Raw genomic sequence first — 17,224 nt, 5'->3', positions numbered from 1 at the left:
CGCGGAAGGGGACGGCCGGGCGTCTACCGCCCGACGAACTGCGGCCCCTGGGGCGGCAGCCGGAAGTCGGGGTCGGGAGCCCCGGAGGCCGGCGGCGGGTACCCGTAGCCGGACTGCGCGCCGGTGACCCCCGCCGCGGCGGGGGCCTGCGGATACCCGTAGTCGGGCCGGGCGGCCGGCTGCGGATAGCCGTAGGCCGGCTGGGCCGGGGGCGGCTGCTGGGGGTAGCCGTAGGCGGGCTGCGCCGGGACGCCCGTCGGCTGCTCCGGGGGAAGCGGGCGGGAGACGTCCGGGACGGGCTGGACCGTCGTCGGCTCCTCGGAACCGACGACGGGCGCCACGGCCGGGGGCGGGGGCACGGAAGGCTGGGCCGGAGCGGGCTGCGACGGCGGGGCGGGTGCGGGCGGCGCGGTGTCGGGCCGGGGGGCCGAGACAGGGTCGTCCGCCCCCTCCGACTCGTCCACCGAGATCCCGAAGTCGGTGGCCAGGCCCTTGAGCCCGTTCGAATACCCCTCGCCCAGCGCCCGGAACTTCCAGCCCTCCCCGCGCCGGTACAGCTCGCCGCAGATCAGCGCCGTCTCCTGGCCCGTCTCCGGCTTGATGTCGAAGTACGCCAAGGGCTCCGCGTCGGCGGCCGCGGCGTCGTGGATCAGGATGCGCAGCGAGGTGACCCGGTCGAAGGCGACGCCGTCGGCCGAGGCGATCAGCAGGATCCGGCCCACCGAGGCTTCGACCCCGGCCAGGTCTGTCTGGATCGTGTCGGTCAGTCCCTCGGCGACCCGCTTCTTGCCGAGCCGCCATACCTGGCCCGAGGGGTGCCGGGGCTGGTTGTAGAAGACGAAGTCCTCGTCGGAACGCACACGGTCGTCCGGCCCGAGCAGCAGGGCGGAGGCGTCGACGTCGGGGACCCCCTGCCCCGGGGTCCAGCGCAGCACGGCGCGTACCGTGGTGGCTTGCAGCGGGACGTTCGACCCTTTCAGCATCGCGTGCGTCATGCCGTCATCCTGCCCTCTCGGTCCTGGTCACGACAACGCGGGGGCGGGGTACCCGGGTCGTGTTCCCGCGACCCGGGTCGCCGCCGTCGACACGGCCGGGTTACCTGGAATTCATGCCCGGTGGGAACCGTCGACATGGTCACGTACGTACTATTACCGGCCACCTTGGACAGTGCACAGGTAGCCCAGAGAGCACGGGGGAGTATTCATGCGTCATTTCGGACAGATAGCCCCTGAAGTGCGGAAGCGTCTTTTTCATCAGGAACCCTGCACCTTCACGGCGGACTCCCCGGCCCGGCTGCTGTCCACCGCCCTGGGCGCCACGCTCTACAGCCCGGCCACCCGGCCCCGGCTCGCCGAGGACGTGCTGAAGCAGGCCGCCCGCGGGGTGGTGTCGATGGTGCTGTGCCTGGAGGACTCCATCGACGACGCCGAGGTGCCGGCCGGCGAGGAGAACCTGGTTCGCCAGCTCGACGACTTGGCGAAACGTTCCGACGTCGACGTCCCCCTGCTCTTCGTCCGGGTCCGCACGCCCGAGCAGATACCCGACCTGGTGCGACGCCTCGGGCCCGCGGTCCGGCTGCTGTCCGGATTCGTGCTGCCGAAGTTCACCGAGGAACGCGGCATGCCCTTCCTGGAGGCCCTGGCCGCCGCCGAGGCCGCCACCGGGCACCGGCTCTTCGCCATGCCGGTGCTGGAGTCGCCCGACCTGCTGTACCGCGAGTCGCGGGTGCAGACGCTGGAAGGGATCTTCCGCGCGGTCGACAAGTACCGCGACCGGGTGCTCGCCCTGCGGCTGGGGGTGACCGACTTCTGCTCCTCCTACGGGCTGCGCCGCGGCCCCGACATGACCGCGTACGACGTGCAGATCGTCGCCTCCGTGATCGCCGACGTGGTGAACATGCTGGCCAGGGCGGACGGCACCGGCTTCACGGTGACCGGACCGGTGTGGGAGTACTTCCGCGTCCAGGAGAGGATGTTCAAGCCTCAACTGCGGCAGAGCCCCTTCCTCGAAGTCCAGGCCGTCGAGCTGCGCTCGAAGCTCATCGAGCACGCCATGGACGGTCTGCTGCGCGAGATCTCCCTGGACCGCGCCAACGGGCTGCTCGGCAAGACCTGCATCCACCCCTCGCACGTCCTGCCGGTGCACGCCCTGTCCGTGGTCAGCCACGAGGAGTTCAGCGACGCCCAGGACATCCTGCGGCCGGAACGCTGCGGCGGGGGTGTACTGAGGTCCGCGTACACCAACAAGATGAACGAGGTGAAGCCCCACCGCGCCTGGGCCGAGCGGACGCTGCTGCGCGCCGAGGTCTTCGGGGTGGCCAACGAGGACATCGGCTTCGTGGAACTGCTCGCCGCCGGGCTCTCCGACTGAACCCCGCCCGACCGAACGCAAGGAACCCATGACCGACGCAAGGTCCCGCACCGCGATGGACCACGGGAGGCACGAGCACATGACCGAGAGGGCGCGCCCCGAGGAGCGAGCCGGAGGACCCGACGCGGTCTGGTCCGGCAGCTGGGTCGCCGAGCGGCTCGGCGTCGAACTCGACGGCGACGACGCACTGCCCGCCCTGCTGGGACTCGCCCTGCGCCGCAACCCCAAGCGGGCGCACCTGCTCGTCTCGAACGTCCTCGGCAAGCACGTCCCGCAGTCGCCCTCCCTCGTCTACGGCCACGGTGTCGAACTCGGCCGCCGCGTCCGCGACCTGCTCGGCGCCGAGGCCGCCGCGAGCGCCGTGGTCCTCGGCTACGCGGAGACCGCCACCGGCCTCGGCCACTCGGTCGCCGACGGCCTCGGCACCGCCACGTACCTGCACTCCACCCGGCGCCCGGTCGCCGGGGTCGCCCGGGCGGGCGGCTTCGAGGAGTCCCACTCGCACGCCACCTCCCACCTGCTGCTGCCCGAGGACCCGGCGCTGCTGGCCCAGGACGGGCCGCTGGTCCTCGTCGACGACGAGTTCTCCACCGGCAACACGGTGCTCAACACCGTCCGAGCCCTGCACGAGCGCTACCCCCGCGAGCGGTATGTCGTCGTCGCCCTGGTCGACATGCGCTCGCCCGCCGACACGGGCCGGCTGGAGGACTTCGCCCGGGAGATCGGCGCCCGCATCGACCTGGTGACGGCCGCCTCGGGCACGGTCCGGCTGCCGGACGACGTCCTGGAGAAGGGGCAGGAGCTGGTCGCCCGCCACGAGGCGCCGGCCGCCGGACCGGCCGGCGAAGGGTGGGACGCCGAAACCCCCGGGGCCGCGCACGCCCCCCATGGCGCTGCCGCCGCCGGTACGCCGGCGCCGGACCCTGCCGGGACCGTCGCCCGCGTCGACCTGCGCTGGCCCGCGGGCGTGCCGGACGGCGGACGGCACGGATTCACGGCGGCGCAGCGGGACCGGCTCGAGGCGGCCCTGCCCGGCATGGCCCGCCGGATCGCCCGGGCGCTGCCCACCGGCGCCCGACGCGTACTCGTCCTCGGCTTCGAGGAGCTGATGTACGCGCCGCTGCGCCTGGCCCGCGAGCTGGAGCACACCGTCGACACCGTCGTGCGCTACTCGACCACCACCCGCTCTCCCGTCCTCGCGGTGGACGACCCCGGTTACGCGATACGCACCCGCCTGGTCTTCCCCGCGCACGACGACCCGGCCGACGGCCCCGGCGAGCGCTACGCCTACAACGTCGCGGGCGCCGGCTTCGACGCCGTCGTCGCCGTCGTCGACTCGGCCGCCGACACCCCCGCGCTGCACGCGCCCGACGGACTGCTGGCCCGGCTCGCCGCCCACTGTCCGCACGTCCTGCTGGCCGTGGTCCCGTCGTACGTCCCCCGGGCCCCGCACGCCCCGCTCGCCTCCGAAAGGCCCTCCATGCTGCCCGAGCCCCTGCGCGGCCCCGACTTCTCCTCGTACGCCCCCGACGAGGTCGGCTGGCTGCTCCAGGACCTCTCGGACGTGACGCTGGAGGCGCCGACCGAGGAACGCGAGGAGGCCATCCAGAGCGGCGGAGCGCACTACGCGGAGTCCCTGCCCGTGGAGTACCAGCCCACCGAGCAGTACCAGGAGCTGTTCCACGCGGCGCTGGAGACCTCCGCCGCCCGGCTGGCCCGTGCCGTCGGCGCCGTCACCGAGATCGTGCTCACCGAACGCTCCCCGCGCCCCGTGCTGGTGTCCCTCGCCCGCGCGGGCACCCCCGTCGGCATCCTGATGCGCCGCTGGGCGCGGTTCCGCCATGGTCTCGACCTCCCTCACTACGCGGTGTCGATCGTCCGGGGCCGCGGTATCGACGCCAACGCGCTGCGCTGGCTGGCCGACCGCCACGACCCGGCCGACGTCGTCTTCGTCGACGGCTGGACCGGCAAGGGCGCCATCACCCGTGAACTCGCCGCCGCCCTGCGCGACTTCGAGGCCACCGACGGCGTCACCGGCTTCGACCCGGAGATCGCCGTGCTGGCCGATCCCGGCTCCTGCGTACGCACCTACGGCACCCGCGACGACTTCCTCATCCCCTCCGCCTGCCTCAACTCCACCGTCTCCGGCCTGATCTCCCGCACCGTGCTCCGCGCCGACCTCGTCGGCCCGAACGACTTCCACGGCGCGAAGTTCTACCGCGAACTCGCCGGAGCCGACCTGTCCACGGCCTTCCTCGACGCCGTCACCGCCCGCTTCCCGGACGTCGCGGACACCGTCGACGCCCAGGCCAAGGACCTCCTGGCCGCCGACCGCACCCCCACCTGGGAGGGCTGGGCCGCCGTCGAGCGCATCAGCGAGGAGTACGGCATCCACGACGTCAACCTCGTCAAGCCCGGCGTCGGCGAGACCACCCGGGTGATGCTGCGCCGGGTGCCGTGGAAGGTGCTGGCCCGGGCCGGAGCCGGCGCGGACCTGGACCACGTCCGGCTGCTGGCCGAGCAGCGGGGCGTACCCGTCGAGGAGGTCGCCGATCTCCCCTACACCTGCGTCGGCCTGATCCATCCCCAGTACACGCGGGGCGCGACCGGCGCCGACGGCAAGGCGGTGACGCTCTGATGCCGGTGCTCGTCGCGAGCGACCTCGACCGCACGCTCATCTACTCGGCCGCCGCGCTCGGGCTGACCATGCCCGACCCGCAGGCACCCCGTCTGCTGTGCGTGGAGGTCTACCAGAGCAGACCCCTGTCCTACATGACCGAGACGGCCGCCCGACTGCTGACCGAACTCGGCGGGGCGGCGGCCTTCGTGCCGACCACGACCCGCACCCGCGAGCAGTACCGGCGCATCAGCCTTCCCGGACCGCCCGCGAAGTACGCGATCTGCGCCAACGGCGGGCACCTGCTGGTGGACGGCGTCTCCGACCCCGACTGGCAGGCGCGGGTGAGCGCACGGCTGGCCGACGAATGCGCCTCGCTGGCCGAGGTCCGCGACCACCTGATGAACACCGCCGACCCGCTGTGGGTCCGCAAGCACCGGGTCGCCGAGGACCTGTTCGCCTACCTCGTGGTCGAACGCGAACTGCTGCCGCAGGAGTGGGTGAAGGAACTCGCGGTGTGGGCGGAGAACCGCGGCTGGACCGTCTCCCTCCAGGGCCGCAAGATCTACGCCGTCCCCAAGCCGCTCACCAAGAGCGCCGCCGTGCGCGAGGTCGCCCACCGCACCGGCGCCGACCTCACCCTCGCCGCCGGCGACTCCCTCCTCGACGCCGACCTGCTGCTCGCCGCCGACCGGGGGTGGCGCCCCGGTCACGGCGAGCTGGCCGACTCCGACTGGACGGCCCCGACGATCAGCGCCTTGCCCGAGCGCGGTGTGCTGGCCGGTGAGCGGATTCTCCAGGAGTTCCTGCAGGCGGCGAGTCCGGCTCGCTGACCCCGCCGTCACGGCCCCCGGTGCCGGGCCGGTCGTCGTCGGCCTGCGGCCGTATGTCCGGTCCGTCGCCTCGGCCGCGGCCCCGCCTGCGCTGACCGCCGCCCGGCCGCAGCAGACGCATGACGACGAAGACCAGCAGCGCCAGCGCGGCGAGCGCGAGGATCACCTTCGAGTACGTGGAGGCGATGTTCGAGACCTCGGACCAGTTGTCGCCCAGCGCGTAGCCCGCCAGCACGAACACCGTGTTCCAGATCGCGCTGCCCAGCGTGGTCAGCGCGAGGAAGACGGGCAGCCGCATCCTCTCCACACCCGCCGGTACGGAGATCAGGCTCCGGAAGATGGGGATCATCCGGCCGAAGAAGACCGCCTTGGTCCCGTGCTTCTGGAACCACGCCTCCGTCTTCTCGATGTCGGACACCTTCACCAGCGGCAGCCTGCCCGCTATCGCCACCGTCCGGTCACGGCCGAGCAGCGCGCCGATCCCGTACAGGGCGAGTGCGCCGATGACGGAGCCGGCCGTCGTCCACAGCAGGACGGCGATCAGGTTCATCCGGCCGGAGCTCGCCGCGAACCCGGCCAGGGGCAGGATCACCTCGCTCGGCAACGGAGGAAAGAGGTTCTCCAGAGCGATGGCGAGGCCGGCGCCCGGGGCACCGAGGGCGTCCATCAGGTCGTTGATCCACTGCGGTGCGGCACCGCTGTCCGCGGCCGTCTGCGCTGCGAGGGCTGTCATGCCGACCACGCTAGGAAATCGGAGCTGAAGGGACCCTGAGGAAATCCGCACGATCGATTGCGGTGTACCGCAGGCGAGAATTGCGGTTTTCCGCAGTGTGTGCCGCGCGGGCGCCCGGCTAGCCTCGCGATCATGCGAGACATGGCGCGGCGTGTAGTGCGGTGCGGGGTGGGCCTCATCATGGGGACCGCCACCGCCGCCGTCGAGCTGCTCTTCGCCCTCCTGGCCGGCGCGGTACTGCTGCCGGTGGCCGCCTGGCCCGCCGGACGGGGCGCCGTACTGCGCCCGGTGCTCGCGGGCGCGCGGACCCTGGCGGGGCTGGAGCGGGCCCGGCTGGCGATGTGGCTGGACCTCCGTATCACGCCCGCGCACGAGGACGTCCGGGCCTTGCGGTACGTGGCCTGCCGCTGGGCCCTGGGCGTGCTGGGCGGCGTGGTGATGCTGACCGCCGCGATCGGCCTCGGGTACGGCACCTTCGGGCTGTACGGCTGGCTCCTGCTGGACGGCATACGCGACCCCGGTTCGTTGGTCCTCGGCAGTCTGGGCGGCTTCTTTCTCGTGTTCCTCGCCGTACAGGGAATATTCGGCGTGGTGGGACTGGAGGGGCAGCTGGCACGCCACTTCCTTGGGCCCCGGCACCAGGAGGAGCTGGAGCGGCGCATCGCCGAGCTGTCCGCCAGCCGGGCCGCCGTGGTCGACGCGGTGAACGACGAACGGCGGCGTATCGAGCGCGACCTGCACGACGGCGTGCAGCAGCGCCTCGTCGCCCTCGGGATGCTGCTGGGCCGTGCCCGCCGCAGCCAGGACGCCGAGCGGCGGGACCGGCTCATGGGCCAGGCCCACGACGAGAGCCGCCGCGCCCTCGACGAGCTGCGCGAGGTGGCGTGGCGGATCTATCCGACCACCCTGGACGAGGCGGGTCTGCGCGCGGCCCTGGAGACCGTCGCCGAGCGGGCGTCCGTGCCGGTGGGAGTGGAGTACGAGCTGGCCGAGGAGCCCGAGCAGGCCGTCGCCACCGTCGCCTACTTCGTGGTCTGCGAGGCTGTCACGAACGCGGTCAAGCACGCGGCGCCCACCCGGATAAGCGTCGCCGTCAGAGCTGAGGAGCAACGGATGTACGTGAGCGTCCAGGACGACGGCTGCGGCGGGGCGAACGCCGCCGGCAGCGGACTGTTCGGGCTCGCCCGGCGCGTCGCCGCCCTCGACGGCACCTTCCGTGTGGTCAGCCCGCCTGGCGGGCCCACGGTCGTGGCCGCGGAGCTGCCATGCGGTTGATCCTGGCCGAGGACTCGACCCTGCTGCGGGAGGGGCTGGTGCGGCTGCTGACGGAGGAGGGCCACGAGGTGCTGGCGGCCGTGGGCAACGCGGAGCTGCTGCTGAAGGCGGTCGCCGAGGACCCGCCGGACGTGGTCGTCGCCGACGTCCGCATGCCGCCCACCCACACGGACGAGGGTCTGCGCGCCGCCCTGGAGATACGCGAGCGCTGGCCGCGGGTCGGGGTGCTGGTGCTCTCGCAGTACGTGGAGAAGCGGTACGCGACGGAGCTGCTGACCGGCGAGACGGAGGGAGTGGGCTATCTGCTCAAGGACCGGGTCGTGCAGGTGGACGAGTTCCTGGACGCGCTGGAGCGGGTTGCGGCCGGACACGCCGCCTTCGATCCGGAGGTCGTCCGGCAGTTGCTCGGCCGGACGACCCACACCGATCTGCTCGCCCGGCTCACCGTGCGGGAGCGGGACGTGCTGGCCGAGATGGCGCAGGGACACACCAACGCGGCGATCGCGCGGCGGCTGCACATCTCGCAGAGCGCCGTGGAGAAACACACCAACGCGATCTTCGACAAGCTGGAACTGCCCGGAGGGGAGGGCTATTCACGCAGGGTGCTGGCCGTACTGCGCTACCTGGGCAGCTGACGGCCGCTCCGGTCGGGGCCGGCCGTCGGGGTCAGCCGCAGCAGCCTCCGCCGCAGCAGCCGCCTCCGCCCCCGCCGCCCGGCGAGGGCGCGGGAGCGGGCCCGGAGGACGAGCCGCCGACCGCGACCGTCGACAGCAGCTTCACCGTGTCGTCGTGGCCCGCCGGGCAGGAGGCGGGGGCGGAGGACTCGGCCATGGGGCGGCTCAGTTCGAAGGTGTCGCCGCAGCTGCGGCAGCGGTACTCGTAGCGAGGCATGGGCACAGGTTAACCGGCCGGGCGGCTCGCGTCGGGGGCGTGCGCCGGGAAAGCCCGGCCGGGCCGGACCGAAGGCGCACCGGCGGCCGGGCCGGCGTTCAGTGACCGGCGCCGCGCTCCTCGCGGATCAGGGAGACCACATGGGCCACCGTCTGCCGGACCTCCTCGGTCTCCGTGAGGAAGTGCCAGTAGTCGGGGTGCCGGCCCTCCAGCGTGGTGATCGCCCGTTCCAGCCGCGCCACCGCCTCGTCCAGGGGGCGTGCGTGACGGGGGTCCGGGGTGTTCCGGCCGGCCATGGCCAGGCGCTGGGCGTCCCGGATGGCGAAGCGGGTGCGTTCGATCTCCTGCTGCGGGTCCTTCTGCACGGCGTTCAGCCGCCGCAGGCGGTCGCCGGCCGCCGAGACGGCCTCGTCGGTCGTGTTCAGCAGGGCCCGCACCGTCGACAGCAGGGCGGTGGCGTCCGGCCAGCGCTGCTCGTCGCGGGCGGCCTGGGCCTCGGCCAGTTTCCGCTCCGCCCGGCGGACCGAGTCGGCGGCCTGGTCCGGGACCTGCTGGAGGTCCTGCCAGCAGGCCGCGGTGAAGCGGCGGCGCAGCTCGCTCAGTACCGGCTCGACCTGCTCGGCGCGGGTGGTCAGGGCCTGGGCGCGGGTGCGCAGGGAGACCAGCCGGTGGCCGATCTCGGCGGCGCGTTCGGGCAGCCTCTCGGCCTCCGCGCGCACCGATTCGGCCTCCCGGGTGACCCGCTCGGCCCGCTCCAGGGTCTGTGGCACGCCGTGCTGCCCGGCTCCCTGGTTCAGCTTGGTCAGCTCCGGGCCCAGGGCGGCGAGCCGGGCGGCGAGGTCGTCCGCCCGCAGCCCGGAGTCGCGTGCGGCGTCCAGCGCGTCGGAGGCGGCGAGCAGGGCCTGCCGAGCGCGTTCGACCGCGGGCGCCAGACGGGCCAGCTGGGTCTCGGCCTTGCCGAGCAGGGGGCCGAGACCCTGGGCGAAGCGGTCCAGTTCCTGCTTGACGCGTCCCAGCTCGGTTTTGGCGGCCGTCAGTTCGGCCCGGGCGCGGGAGGCGGCCGACGCCTCCAGGTCGTCCCGGTCCAGGTCGTGGGCGTCGACGGCGTTGATGTACTGGCGGCTGACCTCGTCGATGCGCCGGCCCAGTGCCTCGAAGTCGCCGACCGCGCGCCGCGCGGCGGGGGAGGAGTCGACGGCGGCGATGGTCTCGATCGAGATCCGCAGGTCCCGCTGGGCGGTGTCCAGCTCGTAGAAGGCGGCCGCGGCGTCGTCCTTCGCGGCCTGGGCCTCGGCCCGCTGGCTCTCGGCCCGCCCCCCGAACCAGCGTCGCGTGCCGCCCCCGGCGAACGCGGCGGGCAGGGCGAGAGCGGCGAGCAGCGGCAGCCCCACGAGGGTGAGCACGTCCCGGACGGCTCCGGGCGCACGGCGTCGGACGGAGTGGTGCGGCAGGCGCGGCGCGCGCGGCACCATCGGCGAGTACGGCTGCGATGGTGTCGCCGTCACATCCCTCTCCCGTGTCGTCCGTCCTGCCCGGGTTCATTCTCCCACCCGTTAAGGACGAACACACGGGCCGGTCAGTTCGCGGTTCGGACCGTGACTTCGCCGTCCTGGGTCCGCGCGTTCACCACGTGGGAGCTGGCGTCGTCCCGGGGCACCGACACGTCGACCGAGCCGTCGTCGCTGTCGGCGGACACCTTGTACGTCTCCCGGGGCAGGTCGACGCGCACGGAGCCGTCGTCGCTGCGGGTCTCCACCAGGTCCGGGACGGCCGCGCACTCGATGCGGATGGAGCCGTCCTTGGTGGACGCCTTCACCCGGCGGGAGGAGACGTCCGCGCGCAGCGACCCGTCGTCGCTGTGCAGTTCCAGGGGTCCGGTGGAGTCGCTGACGCGCACGGACCCGTCCGCCGTACGGATCTCCAACGCGTCCCTGAAGCCCCGCGCCCGCACACTGCCGTCGTCGGACTCCACCTTGACGGCGATCCCGCGCGGCACCCGGACCTTGTGCTTGCCGGCACAGTCGGCGACCACGCCGGAGCAGTGCATCCGCAGCTTCAGCCGGTTGCCGTCCTCCATGCTCCACGTCACCTCCGGTTCGGAGCCGAGGACGACCGAGCCCTGGAACCAGCGGGTCACCTCGATCCTGCCGGACGGCGTGGCGTCGTCGGCGACGACCTCCAGTCCGGAGTCGTCGGCGTCGATGGTGAGGGTGTCGCCCTGGAAGGCGAAGGCCCGCCGGTCGGGGTCCTTGTCGTCCGCCGCGGAGGCGCAGGCGCCGAGGCCTGCGACGAGGACGGCGACGGTACCGGCGGCGGCGAGCGCGCGCACCGAGGCGCGGGCCGGAAGGGTGCGGCGGGTCATGACGTTCCCCCAAGGACGGACGACGAGGTGCCGACGAGCGGACCCGCTCGGCGGGGCCCGGTGCGGCGAGGCTCTTCGACCGTACGGAGCGGCGGGCCCGGGCGGGATCCGGACCGCTACCGGATCGGGAGTGGGGTTAACCCCCGGGCCGGGAGACGGGCGACCCGGCGATTGCCGGGCACTGCCCTGTGCCATGTAGGCTGTCCACTCGTCCTGGGTGCGTAGCTCAGGGGTAGAGCGCCTGCCTTACAAGCAGGATGTCGGCGGTTCGAAACCGTCCGCGCCCACCAGGACCGGCGCCGCTCGTCGTCGGCGCGAGGCCCCCGGAGAAGTCCGGGGGCCTTTCGCGTGCGCGCGACGCGTCGCGCGCGGTGGACGCGGTGCCGTGGTCCCTGCCGGGACGGCCGCTGTCGGGCTCGTCCGACCGTCCGGAGGGCTCCTGAGGCTACCGAGGGTCCTTCGGAACGCCTTCAGGCTTCTTCCTGCGGCGGGGTCTCGTGTGCGTGCTTCAGCTCGGAGCGGGCGGTCACCCGGTCGGGGCCGGTGATCTGCGACCAGTAGCGATGGGTGCTGACGAACACGGCCAGTTCGCGTTCGCGGCGGCGGAGCTTTTCCACCTCGGCCTGTTCGTCCGCCGACCAGCCGGGTGAGGCCGGGCGCTCGACCTTGCGCCAGCCGGTGTCGTCGCTGAATCCGTCGAGCGGCTCGACGGACCAGGGGAGACGCTTGAGCAGGGCCGACAGCTCGGCCCGGACCTGATGCAGTTCCTCCTGGCCGGCGAGGAGGTCACTGGGGAAGTCATAGGTCGTAGCCACGCTCCAATAATACGCCTGTTCGATTTTGAGGCGCGCGTTCCCTTCGGTGGTTCACGCGAAAGGGTGGCGCCCGTTCCCGGCACCCCACTGTCCCCGGCCGTACCGTCGTCCCCCGACCGTCACGGCCCGCCGACTGTCAGACCCCTGCCCTACCGTGAGGAACATGGAAGGCACGGACGAGCGGACCGGTGGCGGGGCGGGCGGGGTGCGTCTCGTGCCCTGGGGAGAAGGGGACCTGTGGCTGCTGCGCAGGACCAACGCCCCCGAGATGACCGCGCACCTGGGCGGCCCGGAGACGGAGGAGCGGCTGGCCCTGCGGCACCGTCGGTACCTCGACGCGGCGCCGGGCCGGATGTACCGGGTGACGCTGGCGGACGGCGGTGAGACCGTCGGCTCGATCGGTCACTGGCAGCGGACGTGGCGCGGTGCGCAGGTCTGGGAGACCGGGTGGGCCGTGCTGCCGGAGTTCCAAGGGCGTGGGCTGGCCGCCCTGGCCGCCCGTGCCGTGGTGCGAGCCGCCCGCGACGCGGGTGAGCACCGGTATCTGCACGCCTTTCCGAGCGTCGACCACGCCGCCTCCAACGCGGTCTGCCGACGGGCGGGGTTCGTCCTGCTCGGCCAGGCCGACTTCGAGTATCCGAAGGGCCACTGGATCAAGTCGAACGACTGGCGGGTGGACCTGGAGAGAGGAGACTGAGGCCATGTGCCGCAGCATCAAGACACTGCGTCCGCCCGTCCTGGCGGAGGAGGCCACCGAGGACGAGATCAGGGCCGCCGCCCTGCAGTACGTCCGCAAGGTCTCCGGTTTCCGGGCCCCGGCCGCGCACAACCGTGAGGTCTTCGAGCGGGCCGTGGACGCGGTCGCCGCCGCCACGGCCGAGCTGCTCGCCGACCTGGAGGTACGGGGAGGCGCCGGCACCCGGCGCGCCTCGTAACATGACGGCCTGACCGGCTCCCGGTGGCACGCGAGCCGGCCACGGCGTACGTCCGCCCGCTCGCGTGACCTGACGGTGCCCGAGCGCCGGCGGAGCCGGGCGGGAGGGCGGCAGGGGCATCGCGGGGTTGCCCGGGCGAGGACCGGCACGGGACCGCCCGGCTCCCCAAGGGCGCCGCGGCGAGCAGCGCCGACCTGCCGTATCGCCGACCGCCGACAGCCGATCCGCCGACCGCCGGACCACGCAGCGTCGAGCCTCGACGGCGCCGCCGGGCGGCACGGCGGGTCCGAAGGCACGGCGGGTCCGAAGGCGCGGGCAGGCCGGTGCCGTGCCGGCCCGCCTCGACCTCGACCTCGGCCTCCGCCTGGACCTCATCCTCCGCCTCGGCCGAGCCGCACCACCCCGAAGGGTGCCGCGGGTCGGGCGGTCAGGCGGCCTCCGCCTGACGGGGCTGGCGGCGCATCAGGTACGCCGCCGCCGCTCCCGCGCCGAAGAGCGCCGCCAGGGACACCCCCGTCGCCAGCCAGCTCGCGCCCAGCCACTGGCTGCCGAAGTACCCGAGGGCCACGCTGTAGGCCGCCCAGGCCAGCCCGGCCAGGGCCGACCAGGGGAGGAACTCGCGGACCCGGCGGTGCGCGGCGCCGGCGACGAGGGAGACGACCGAGCGGCCGGCGGGCGCGAACCGGGCCAGGACGACCAGGGCGCCCCCACCTCGGGCGAGGGCCCCGCCGAGACGTTCCTGCGCCGTGGTCAGCCGACGCGACCGGGCGATCGCCCGGTCCAGGCGCGGCCCCCCGCGCCAGGCGAGGCGGTAGACCGCCAGGTCGCCCAGGACGGAGGCGGTCGTCGCACACAGGGTCAGCACCAGGATGTCGGGAACGTCCTCCGGGACCCGCCCGGCGGCCGCCGCACCCGAGCCCGCCGCCGCTGCGGCACCGGAACCGGCCGCCGCCGCCGTGGCCGCCGCGATCACCAGGACGCCGCTCGGCAGCACCGGCAGGAAGATGTCGAGGAGCACCGAACCGGTCACCAGCACATAGATCCATGGGCTGCTGACCAGCGAAGCGACGCTTCCGATACTTTCGACCACCACAACTCCCCGTTACTCCCCCGTGGGCCGGGCCATGCCGCGGGACGCGGGGACGGCAGGAGCGGCCGATGACAGCCATACAGCGTACGCCCGGGGTGTGACAGACGGTTCACAGGGGGCTTGGGTGATCGGCACGGAACGTTCACCGGGACGGTGTGTTCACGTCCCCGGAGGTGTCCCCGGGGACGTGAACGGTGGATCAGGCCGCGACCGGGGTCTGCGGCTCCGCGGCCGGCTTCTCCCGCTCGGACGGCCGCCGTGCCAGCAGACGGTCCAGGCCGAAGGCGCCGGACCCGGTGAAGACCAGCAGCAGGAAGGCCCAGCAGAACATGGCCGAGGCCTCGCCGCCGTTCTCCATCGGCCACAGCGCGCTCGGCTGGTGCACCTTGAAGTACGCGTAGGCCATGGAGCCGGAGCTGACGAGTGCGGCGGCGCGGGTGCCGAGGCCCAGCAGGACGAGGCCGCCGCCGACCAGCTGGATCACGGCGGCGTACCAACCCGGCCAGGTGCCGCTCTCGATCGTGCCGCCGGTGCCGGAGGCGCCGCCGAGGACGCCGAAGAGGGAGGCGGCGCCGTGGCAGGCGAAGAGCAGGCCGACGACGATGCGGAACAGGCCGAGGGCGTAGGGCTGGGCGCTGTCGAGGCGTTCGGACATGGGGGGTTGCTCCTTCGGTCGGGCCGGCCCGGGAGGGGGACCGGTGGGGGACGGAACCGAGTGGGCGGCCCACGTTAGGTCAGCCTAACGAATACTTGCAAGTTCAACATTTGGCCATGACGTCGCGCATGGTCACCGCCTCGCCTCGGCGGCTCCCGCAGGTGGGAGCGCTCCCACACTCGGACCGGGGCCCGCCGACGTGACCGAATCCGTCACTCCGCCCGCCTCGTGCCCCGGGCTTCCGCCCGTCCGGCCCTACGCCAGTCCGGCCCTACGCCAGTTCCCGGTCCGTGATCGTCCGCAGGACGGTCGTCCCGTCCTTCTCCGCCCGCGCCTGCTCCAGGCGCAGCCGGGCCGACCGCCCTCGCAGGGTCAGCGTCATGATCTGGTTGCCGAACCACGGACCGCCGGTCTTGCGCCAGCCGACCGCCGGCGCCGCACAGCGCCCGTGGCGGGCGATGCGCCGCCCGAGGGCGCGCGCCACGGCGCTCCAGCCGAAGCGGAAGCCGAGACGGATGGAGAGCGGCACGGAGTTGTGCACCGGCGAGCAGGTCAACTGGGCGATCCGGGCCTCGGGCGTACGGCCCGGCCAGGACGGCTCGGCCACATAGGCGTGGTGGACGTCGCCCGACAGCACGCTCACCGTCGCGGGCGCCCCCGGGCCCGTACCGGCCTCGGCGATCAGGTCCGCGAGGGCGTCGAAGGAGGACGGGAAGGCCGACCAGTGCTCCAGGTCCGCCCCGCGTCTGATCCGCTCCCCGTACCGGGCCCAGCGCTCGCCGCGTTCACCGGCGCACATCGCGGCGTCCCACGCCTCCACGTCGTGCACCAGGTGGGGCAGCAGCCAGGGCAGGGAGGTGCCGATGAGCAGGTGATCGTAGGCGTCCCGGTCCTCCATGACCTGCTCGCGCAGCCAGGCGGCCTCGCCCGGGTCGAGCATCGCGCGGCGGTCCTCCGTCAGGACGCGGGCGGCGCGGGAGTCCACCATCAGCAGCCGTACGCGGCCGAAGTCGCGACGGTAGCTCCAGCGGACGGAGGCCGGGTCGGCGTCGGCCCGCGCGGCGAACGCGCGGAGCGCGTCGGTGCCGTCGGGGGACTCGCGGACGGCCGCGTAGAGGGGGTCGGCGTCCAGCTCCCGGGGGGAGAGATTGCCCAGCTGCTGGTACACCCAGTAGGACATCAGGCCGCTGAGCAGCCGTTCGTTCCACCAGTCGGTGGCCCGCATGTCGGCGAGCCACGCCTCGGAGGTGTTCCAGTCGTCGATGACGTCGTGATCGTCGAAGATCATGCAGCTGGGCACGGTGGACAGCAGCCAGCGCACCTCCGGGTCGAGCCAGGACTCGTAGTAGAGGCGGGTGTACTCCTCGTAGTCGGCGACCTGGTCGCCGGGCGGGTCGGCCAGATCGCGGCGGCCGGAGATCCAGCGGCGCGTGGCGTCGGAGATCTCGTCGGCGTAGACCTGGTCGCCGAGCAGGAGCAGTACGTCCGGGCGGGCGGCCTCCGGGTCGGCCGCGATGCGCGCGGAGAGGGTGTCCAGCGCGTCCGGCCCCACCGGGTCGTGGCCGCCGGCCGGGGGTGCCGCCCAGCGGCAGGAGCCGAAGGCGATGCGCCGCTCCCCGTCCGCCGGGGAGGTGGCGATCACGGAGGGCGGGAAGGGCGACTCGGGCGGCGGCCACACGCGCGCGCCGTCGAGGAGCACCTCGTACTCCGTCGCCGTGCCGGGTGTCAGGCCGCTCACCGCGACCAGCGCGTAGTGGTGGCCCGCGATCCGGAACGTACGGGTCGAGCCCGATGCCCCGTCGGCGCAGCGCACCTCGGCGGTGCAGGGCCCGTCGCTCTCGACCCACACGGTCGCGCACGAGCCGTCGGTGTACCTCAGCAGTGGTCCCAGGCGCAGTCCGGCCACGGTGATGTCCTCCTCCGTCGCCCCGTACGGTACGGAACGACGGAGGCCGACGGGGAGGTTCCGCGCCGAACACGCGGCGGACGGCGGATCAGCAGTTCGCGAGGTAGCCCTGCAGCGCGGACTTCTCCGCGGAGTCGACCGAGAGGTCGTAGTAGTACTTCACCTGGACCCAGGCGCGGACGTACGTGCAGCGGTAGGCGGTGCGGGAGGGCATCCAGGTGGCGGGGTCCTGGTCGCCCTTGGCCTGGTTGACGTTGTCGGTGACCGCGAGGAGCTGGGGCCGGGTCAGGTCGTTGGCGAAGGACTGGCGCCGGGAGGTGGTCCAGGAGCCGGCGCCGGAGTCCCATGCCTCGGCGAGCGGGACGAGGTGGTCGATGTCGACGTCGGAGGCGGCGGACCAGGTGGCGCCGTCGTAGGGGGAGTACCAGCTTCCGCTGGTGGCGGCGCAGGAGGAGTCGGTGACGACGCCCGAGCCGTCGCGCTTGAGGACGGTCTCGCGGGTGTTGCAGGTGCCGGACTGGGTGATCCAGTGCGGGAAGAGGTCGCGGTCGTAGCCGGTGCGGCTCTCGGTCTTCACGCTGAGGGAGGCGAGGTAGGTGCGGGCGGTGGCGGCGCTGACCGGGGTGGGGAGGGCGGCGGAGGCGGCCGGGCCGTTGAGCAGCCCGGCCGAGGCTATGAGGCCGGTGAGGGCGGCGAGGAAACCGAGCCGTCGACGCGCGTAGAACTTCGGCATGCGAACTCC

At 73.4% G+C, this 17,224-nt stretch carries 17 protein-coding genes and 1 tRNA gene; 8 read left to right on the top strand and 10 right to left on the bottom strand.

Translation table 11 applies throughout. From position 1 onward, the window contains the following. Positions 1-23: 23 nt before the first annotated feature. Entirely contained in the window at positions 24-995 is a 972-nt protein-coding gene (locus ACFZP7_RS11330; RefSeq protein WP_385634340.1) for a TerD family protein, read from the bottom strand. Between the two features lie 208 nt (positions 996-1,203). Here ACFZP7_RS11330 and ACFZP7_RS11325 point away from each other — a divergent pair, with 208 nt between their 5' ends. The 3 genes from ACFZP7_RS11325 to ACFZP7_RS11315 all read left to right on the top strand — a co-directional run bounded on the left by ACFZP7_RS11325 (position 1,204) and on the right by ACFZP7_RS11315 (position 5,820). Next, the gene (locus tag ACFZP7_RS11325; RefSeq protein ID WP_210901587.1) at positions 1,204-2,370 is read left to right on the top strand and encodes an HpcH/HpaI aldolase/citrate lyase family protein; all 1,167 of its coding nucleotides are present in this window, start codon (positions 1,204-1,206) and stop codon (positions 2,368-2,370) included. 79 nt (positions 2,371-2,449) lie between these two features. Beyond that, positions 2,450-5,008 (top strand): phosphoribosyltransferase, encoded by a 2,559-nt coding sequence (locus ACFZP7_RS11320; protein WP_385638415.1) that lies wholly within the window; start codon positions 2,450-2,452, stop codon positions 5,006-5,008. Continuing rightward, positions 5,008-5,820 carry an HAD family hydrolase gene (locus tag ACFZP7_RS11315; protein ID WP_385634339.1) on the top strand — a complete coding sequence of 271 codons (813 nt, stop codon included), beginning with the start codon at positions 5,008-5,010 and terminating at the stop codon, positions 5,818-5,820. The genes ACFZP7_RS11320 and ACFZP7_RS11315 overlap by 1 nt, the downstream gene beginning before the upstream one ends. Here the strand turns inward: ACFZP7_RS11315 and ACFZP7_RS11310 are convergent. Next, a complete protein-coding gene (locus ACFZP7_RS11310; RefSeq protein WP_385634338.1) occupies positions 5,738-6,553 on the bottom strand; it encodes a DedA family protein in 816 nt (271 codons plus the stop codon). The two genes, ACFZP7_RS11315 and ACFZP7_RS11310, sit on opposite strands and share 83 nt — an antisense overlap. A 132-nt stretch (positions 6,554-6,685) precedes the next feature. Between ACFZP7_RS11310 and ACFZP7_RS11305 the strand changes: the two genes are divergently transcribed. Both ACFZP7_RS11305 and ACFZP7_RS11300 read left to right on the top strand, forming a co-directional pair. Further along, positions 6,686-7,828 (top strand): histidine kinase, encoded by a 1,143-nt coding sequence (locus ACFZP7_RS11305; RefSeq protein WP_176603984.1) that lies wholly within the window; start codon positions 6,686-6,688, stop codon positions 7,826-7,828. Next, positions 7,819-8,463, top strand: coding sequence for a response regulator (locus ACFZP7_RS11300; RefSeq protein WP_385634337.1), 645 nt, complete (start codon positions 7,819-7,821; stop codon positions 8,461-8,463). Before ACFZP7_RS11305 ends, ACFZP7_RS11300 begins: the two co-directional genes overlap by 10 nt. 31 nt (positions 8,464-8,494) lie before the next feature. On the opposite strand, the gene ACFZP7_RS11295 is transcribed toward ACFZP7_RS11300, so the two are convergent. The 3 genes from ACFZP7_RS11295 to ACFZP7_RS11285 form a co-directional block, all read right to left on the bottom strand. Continuing rightward, the gene (locus ACFZP7_RS11295; protein WP_029393509.1) at positions 8,495-8,719 is read right to left on the bottom strand and encodes a zinc ribbon domain-containing protein; all 225 of its coding nucleotides are present in this window, start codon (positions 8,717-8,719) and stop codon (positions 8,495-8,497) included. Positions 8,720-8,817: 98 nt separating this feature from the next. After that, a complete protein-coding gene (locus ACFZP7_RS11290) occupies positions 8,818-10,224 on the bottom strand; it encodes a hypothetical protein (protein ID WP_385634336.1) in 1,407 nt (468 codons plus the stop codon). Between the two features lie 71 nt (positions 10,225-10,295). Then, entirely contained in the window at positions 10,296-11,081 is a 786-nt protein-coding gene (locus ACFZP7_RS11285) for a DUF4097 family beta strand repeat-containing protein (RefSeq protein ID WP_019326264.1), read from the bottom strand. A gap of 215 nt (positions 11,082-11,296) precedes the next feature. On the opposite strand from ACFZP7_RS11285, the gene ACFZP7_RS11280 reads away from it, so the two are divergent. Further along, positions 11,297-11,371, top strand: a tRNA-Val gene (locus tag ACFZP7_RS11280). Between the two features lie 180 nt (positions 11,372-11,551). Here ACFZP7_RS11280 and ACFZP7_RS11275 read toward each other — a convergent pair. Continuing rightward, a complete protein-coding gene (locus ACFZP7_RS11275; RefSeq protein WP_019326263.1) occupies positions 11,552-11,896 on the bottom strand; it encodes a hypothetical protein in 345 nt (114 codons plus the stop codon). Positions 11,897-12,059: 163 nt separating this feature from the next. On the opposite strand from ACFZP7_RS11275, the gene ACFZP7_RS11270 reads away from it, so the two are divergent. Further along, entirely contained in the window at positions 12,060-12,593 is a 534-nt protein-coding gene (locus ACFZP7_RS11270; RefSeq protein ID WP_030972266.1) for a GNAT family N-acetyltransferase, read from the top strand. A 4-nt stretch (positions 12,594-12,597) separates the two neighbouring features. Further along, positions 12,598-12,831, top strand: a complete 234-nt coding sequence (locus ACFZP7_RS11265; RefSeq protein WP_031020194.1) for a DUF2277 domain-containing protein — start codon at positions 12,598-12,600, stop codon at positions 12,829-12,831. Positions 12,832-13,258: 427 nt separating this feature from the next. Here the strand turns inward: ACFZP7_RS11265 and ACFZP7_RS11260 are convergent, their stop codons facing one another. From ACFZP7_RS11260 to ACFZP7_RS11245, 4 genes are all read right to left on the bottom strand, one after another. Then, on the bottom strand, positions 13,259-13,921 hold the full coding sequence (locus ACFZP7_RS11260; protein ID WP_385634335.1) for a DedA family protein: 663 nt from the start codon (positions 13,919-13,921) through the stop codon (positions 13,259-13,261). A 199-nt stretch (positions 13,922-14,120) separates the two neighbouring features. After that, the gene (locus tag ACFZP7_RS11255; protein WP_125536045.1) at positions 14,121-14,576 is read right to left on the bottom strand and encodes a DoxX family protein; all 456 of its coding nucleotides are present in this window, start codon (positions 14,574-14,576) and stop codon (positions 14,121-14,123) included. A gap of 271 nt (positions 14,577-14,847) precedes the next feature. Next, a complete protein-coding gene (locus ACFZP7_RS11250) occupies positions 14,848-16,482 on the bottom strand; it encodes an alkaline phosphatase D family protein (protein ID WP_385634334.1) in 1,635 nt (544 codons plus the stop codon). 88 nt (positions 16,483-16,570) lie between these two features. Next, on the bottom strand, positions 16,571-17,215 hold the full coding sequence (locus tag ACFZP7_RS11245; protein ID WP_019326257.1) for an HNH endonuclease family protein: 645 nt from the start codon (positions 17,213-17,215) through the stop codon (positions 16,571-16,573). Positions 17,216-17,224 lie beyond the last annotated feature (9 nt).

This window comes from Streptomyces sp. SudanB5_2050, assembly GCF_964272335.1.
GTDB lineage: Bacteria > Actinomycetota > Actinomycetes > Streptomycetales > Streptomycetaceae > Streptomyces > Streptomyces rochei.
The sequence above is the reverse complement of the archived record's forward strand: the minus strand, read 5'-3'. Positions and strand labels throughout refer to the sequence as shown.

Coding starts and splice junctions, on each gene's coding strand:
- ACFZP7_RS11265 (WP_031020194.1), top strand. CDS start 12,598: ATGTGCCGCAGCATCAAGACACTGCGTCCGCCCGTCCTGGCGGAGGAG.
- ACFZP7_RS11245 (WP_019326257.1), bottom strand. CDS start 17,215: ATGCCGAAGTTCTACGCGCGTCGACGGCTCGGTTTCCTCGCCGCCCTC.
- ACFZP7_RS11305 (WP_176603984.1), top strand. CDS start 6,686: ATGCGAGACATGGCGCGGCGTGTAGTGCGGTGCGGGGTGGGCCTCATC.
- ACFZP7_RS11285 (WP_019326264.1), bottom strand. CDS start 11,081: ATGACCCGCCGCACCCTTCCGGCCCGCGCCTCGGTGCGCGCGCTCGCC.
- ACFZP7_RS11315 (WP_385634339.1), top strand. CDS start 5,008: ATGCCGGTGCTCGTCGCGAGCGACCTCGACCGCACGCTCATCTACTCG.
- ACFZP7_RS11320 (WP_385638415.1), top strand. CDS start 2,450: ATGACCGAGAGGGCGCGCCCCGAGGAGCGAGCCGGAGGACCCGACGCG.
- ACFZP7_RS11255 (WP_125536045.1), bottom strand. CDS start 14,576: ATGTCCGAACGCCTCGACAGCGCCCAGCCCTACGCCCTCGGCCTGTTC.
- ACFZP7_RS11300 (WP_385634337.1), top strand. CDS start 7,819: ATGCGGTTGATCCTGGCCGAGGACTCGACCCTGCTGCGGGAGGGGCTG.
- ACFZP7_RS11325 (WP_210901587.1), top strand. CDS start 1,204: ATGCGTCATTTCGGACAGATAGCCCCTGAAGTGCGGAAGCGTCTTTTT.
- ACFZP7_RS11270 (WP_030972266.1), top strand. CDS start 12,060: ATGGAAGGCACGGACGAGCGGACCGGTGGCGGGGCGGGCGGGGTGCGT.
- ACFZP7_RS11310 (WP_385634338.1), bottom strand. CDS start 6,553: ATGACAGCCCTCGCAGCGCAGACGGCCGCGGACAGCGGTGCCGCACCG.
- ACFZP7_RS11330 (WP_385634340.1), bottom strand. CDS start 995: ATGACGCACGCGATGCTGAAAGGGTCGAACGTCCCGCTGCAAGCCACC.
- ACFZP7_RS11295 (WP_029393509.1), bottom strand. CDS start 8,719: ATGCCTCGCTACGAGTACCGCTGCCGCAGCTGCGGCGACACCTTCGAA.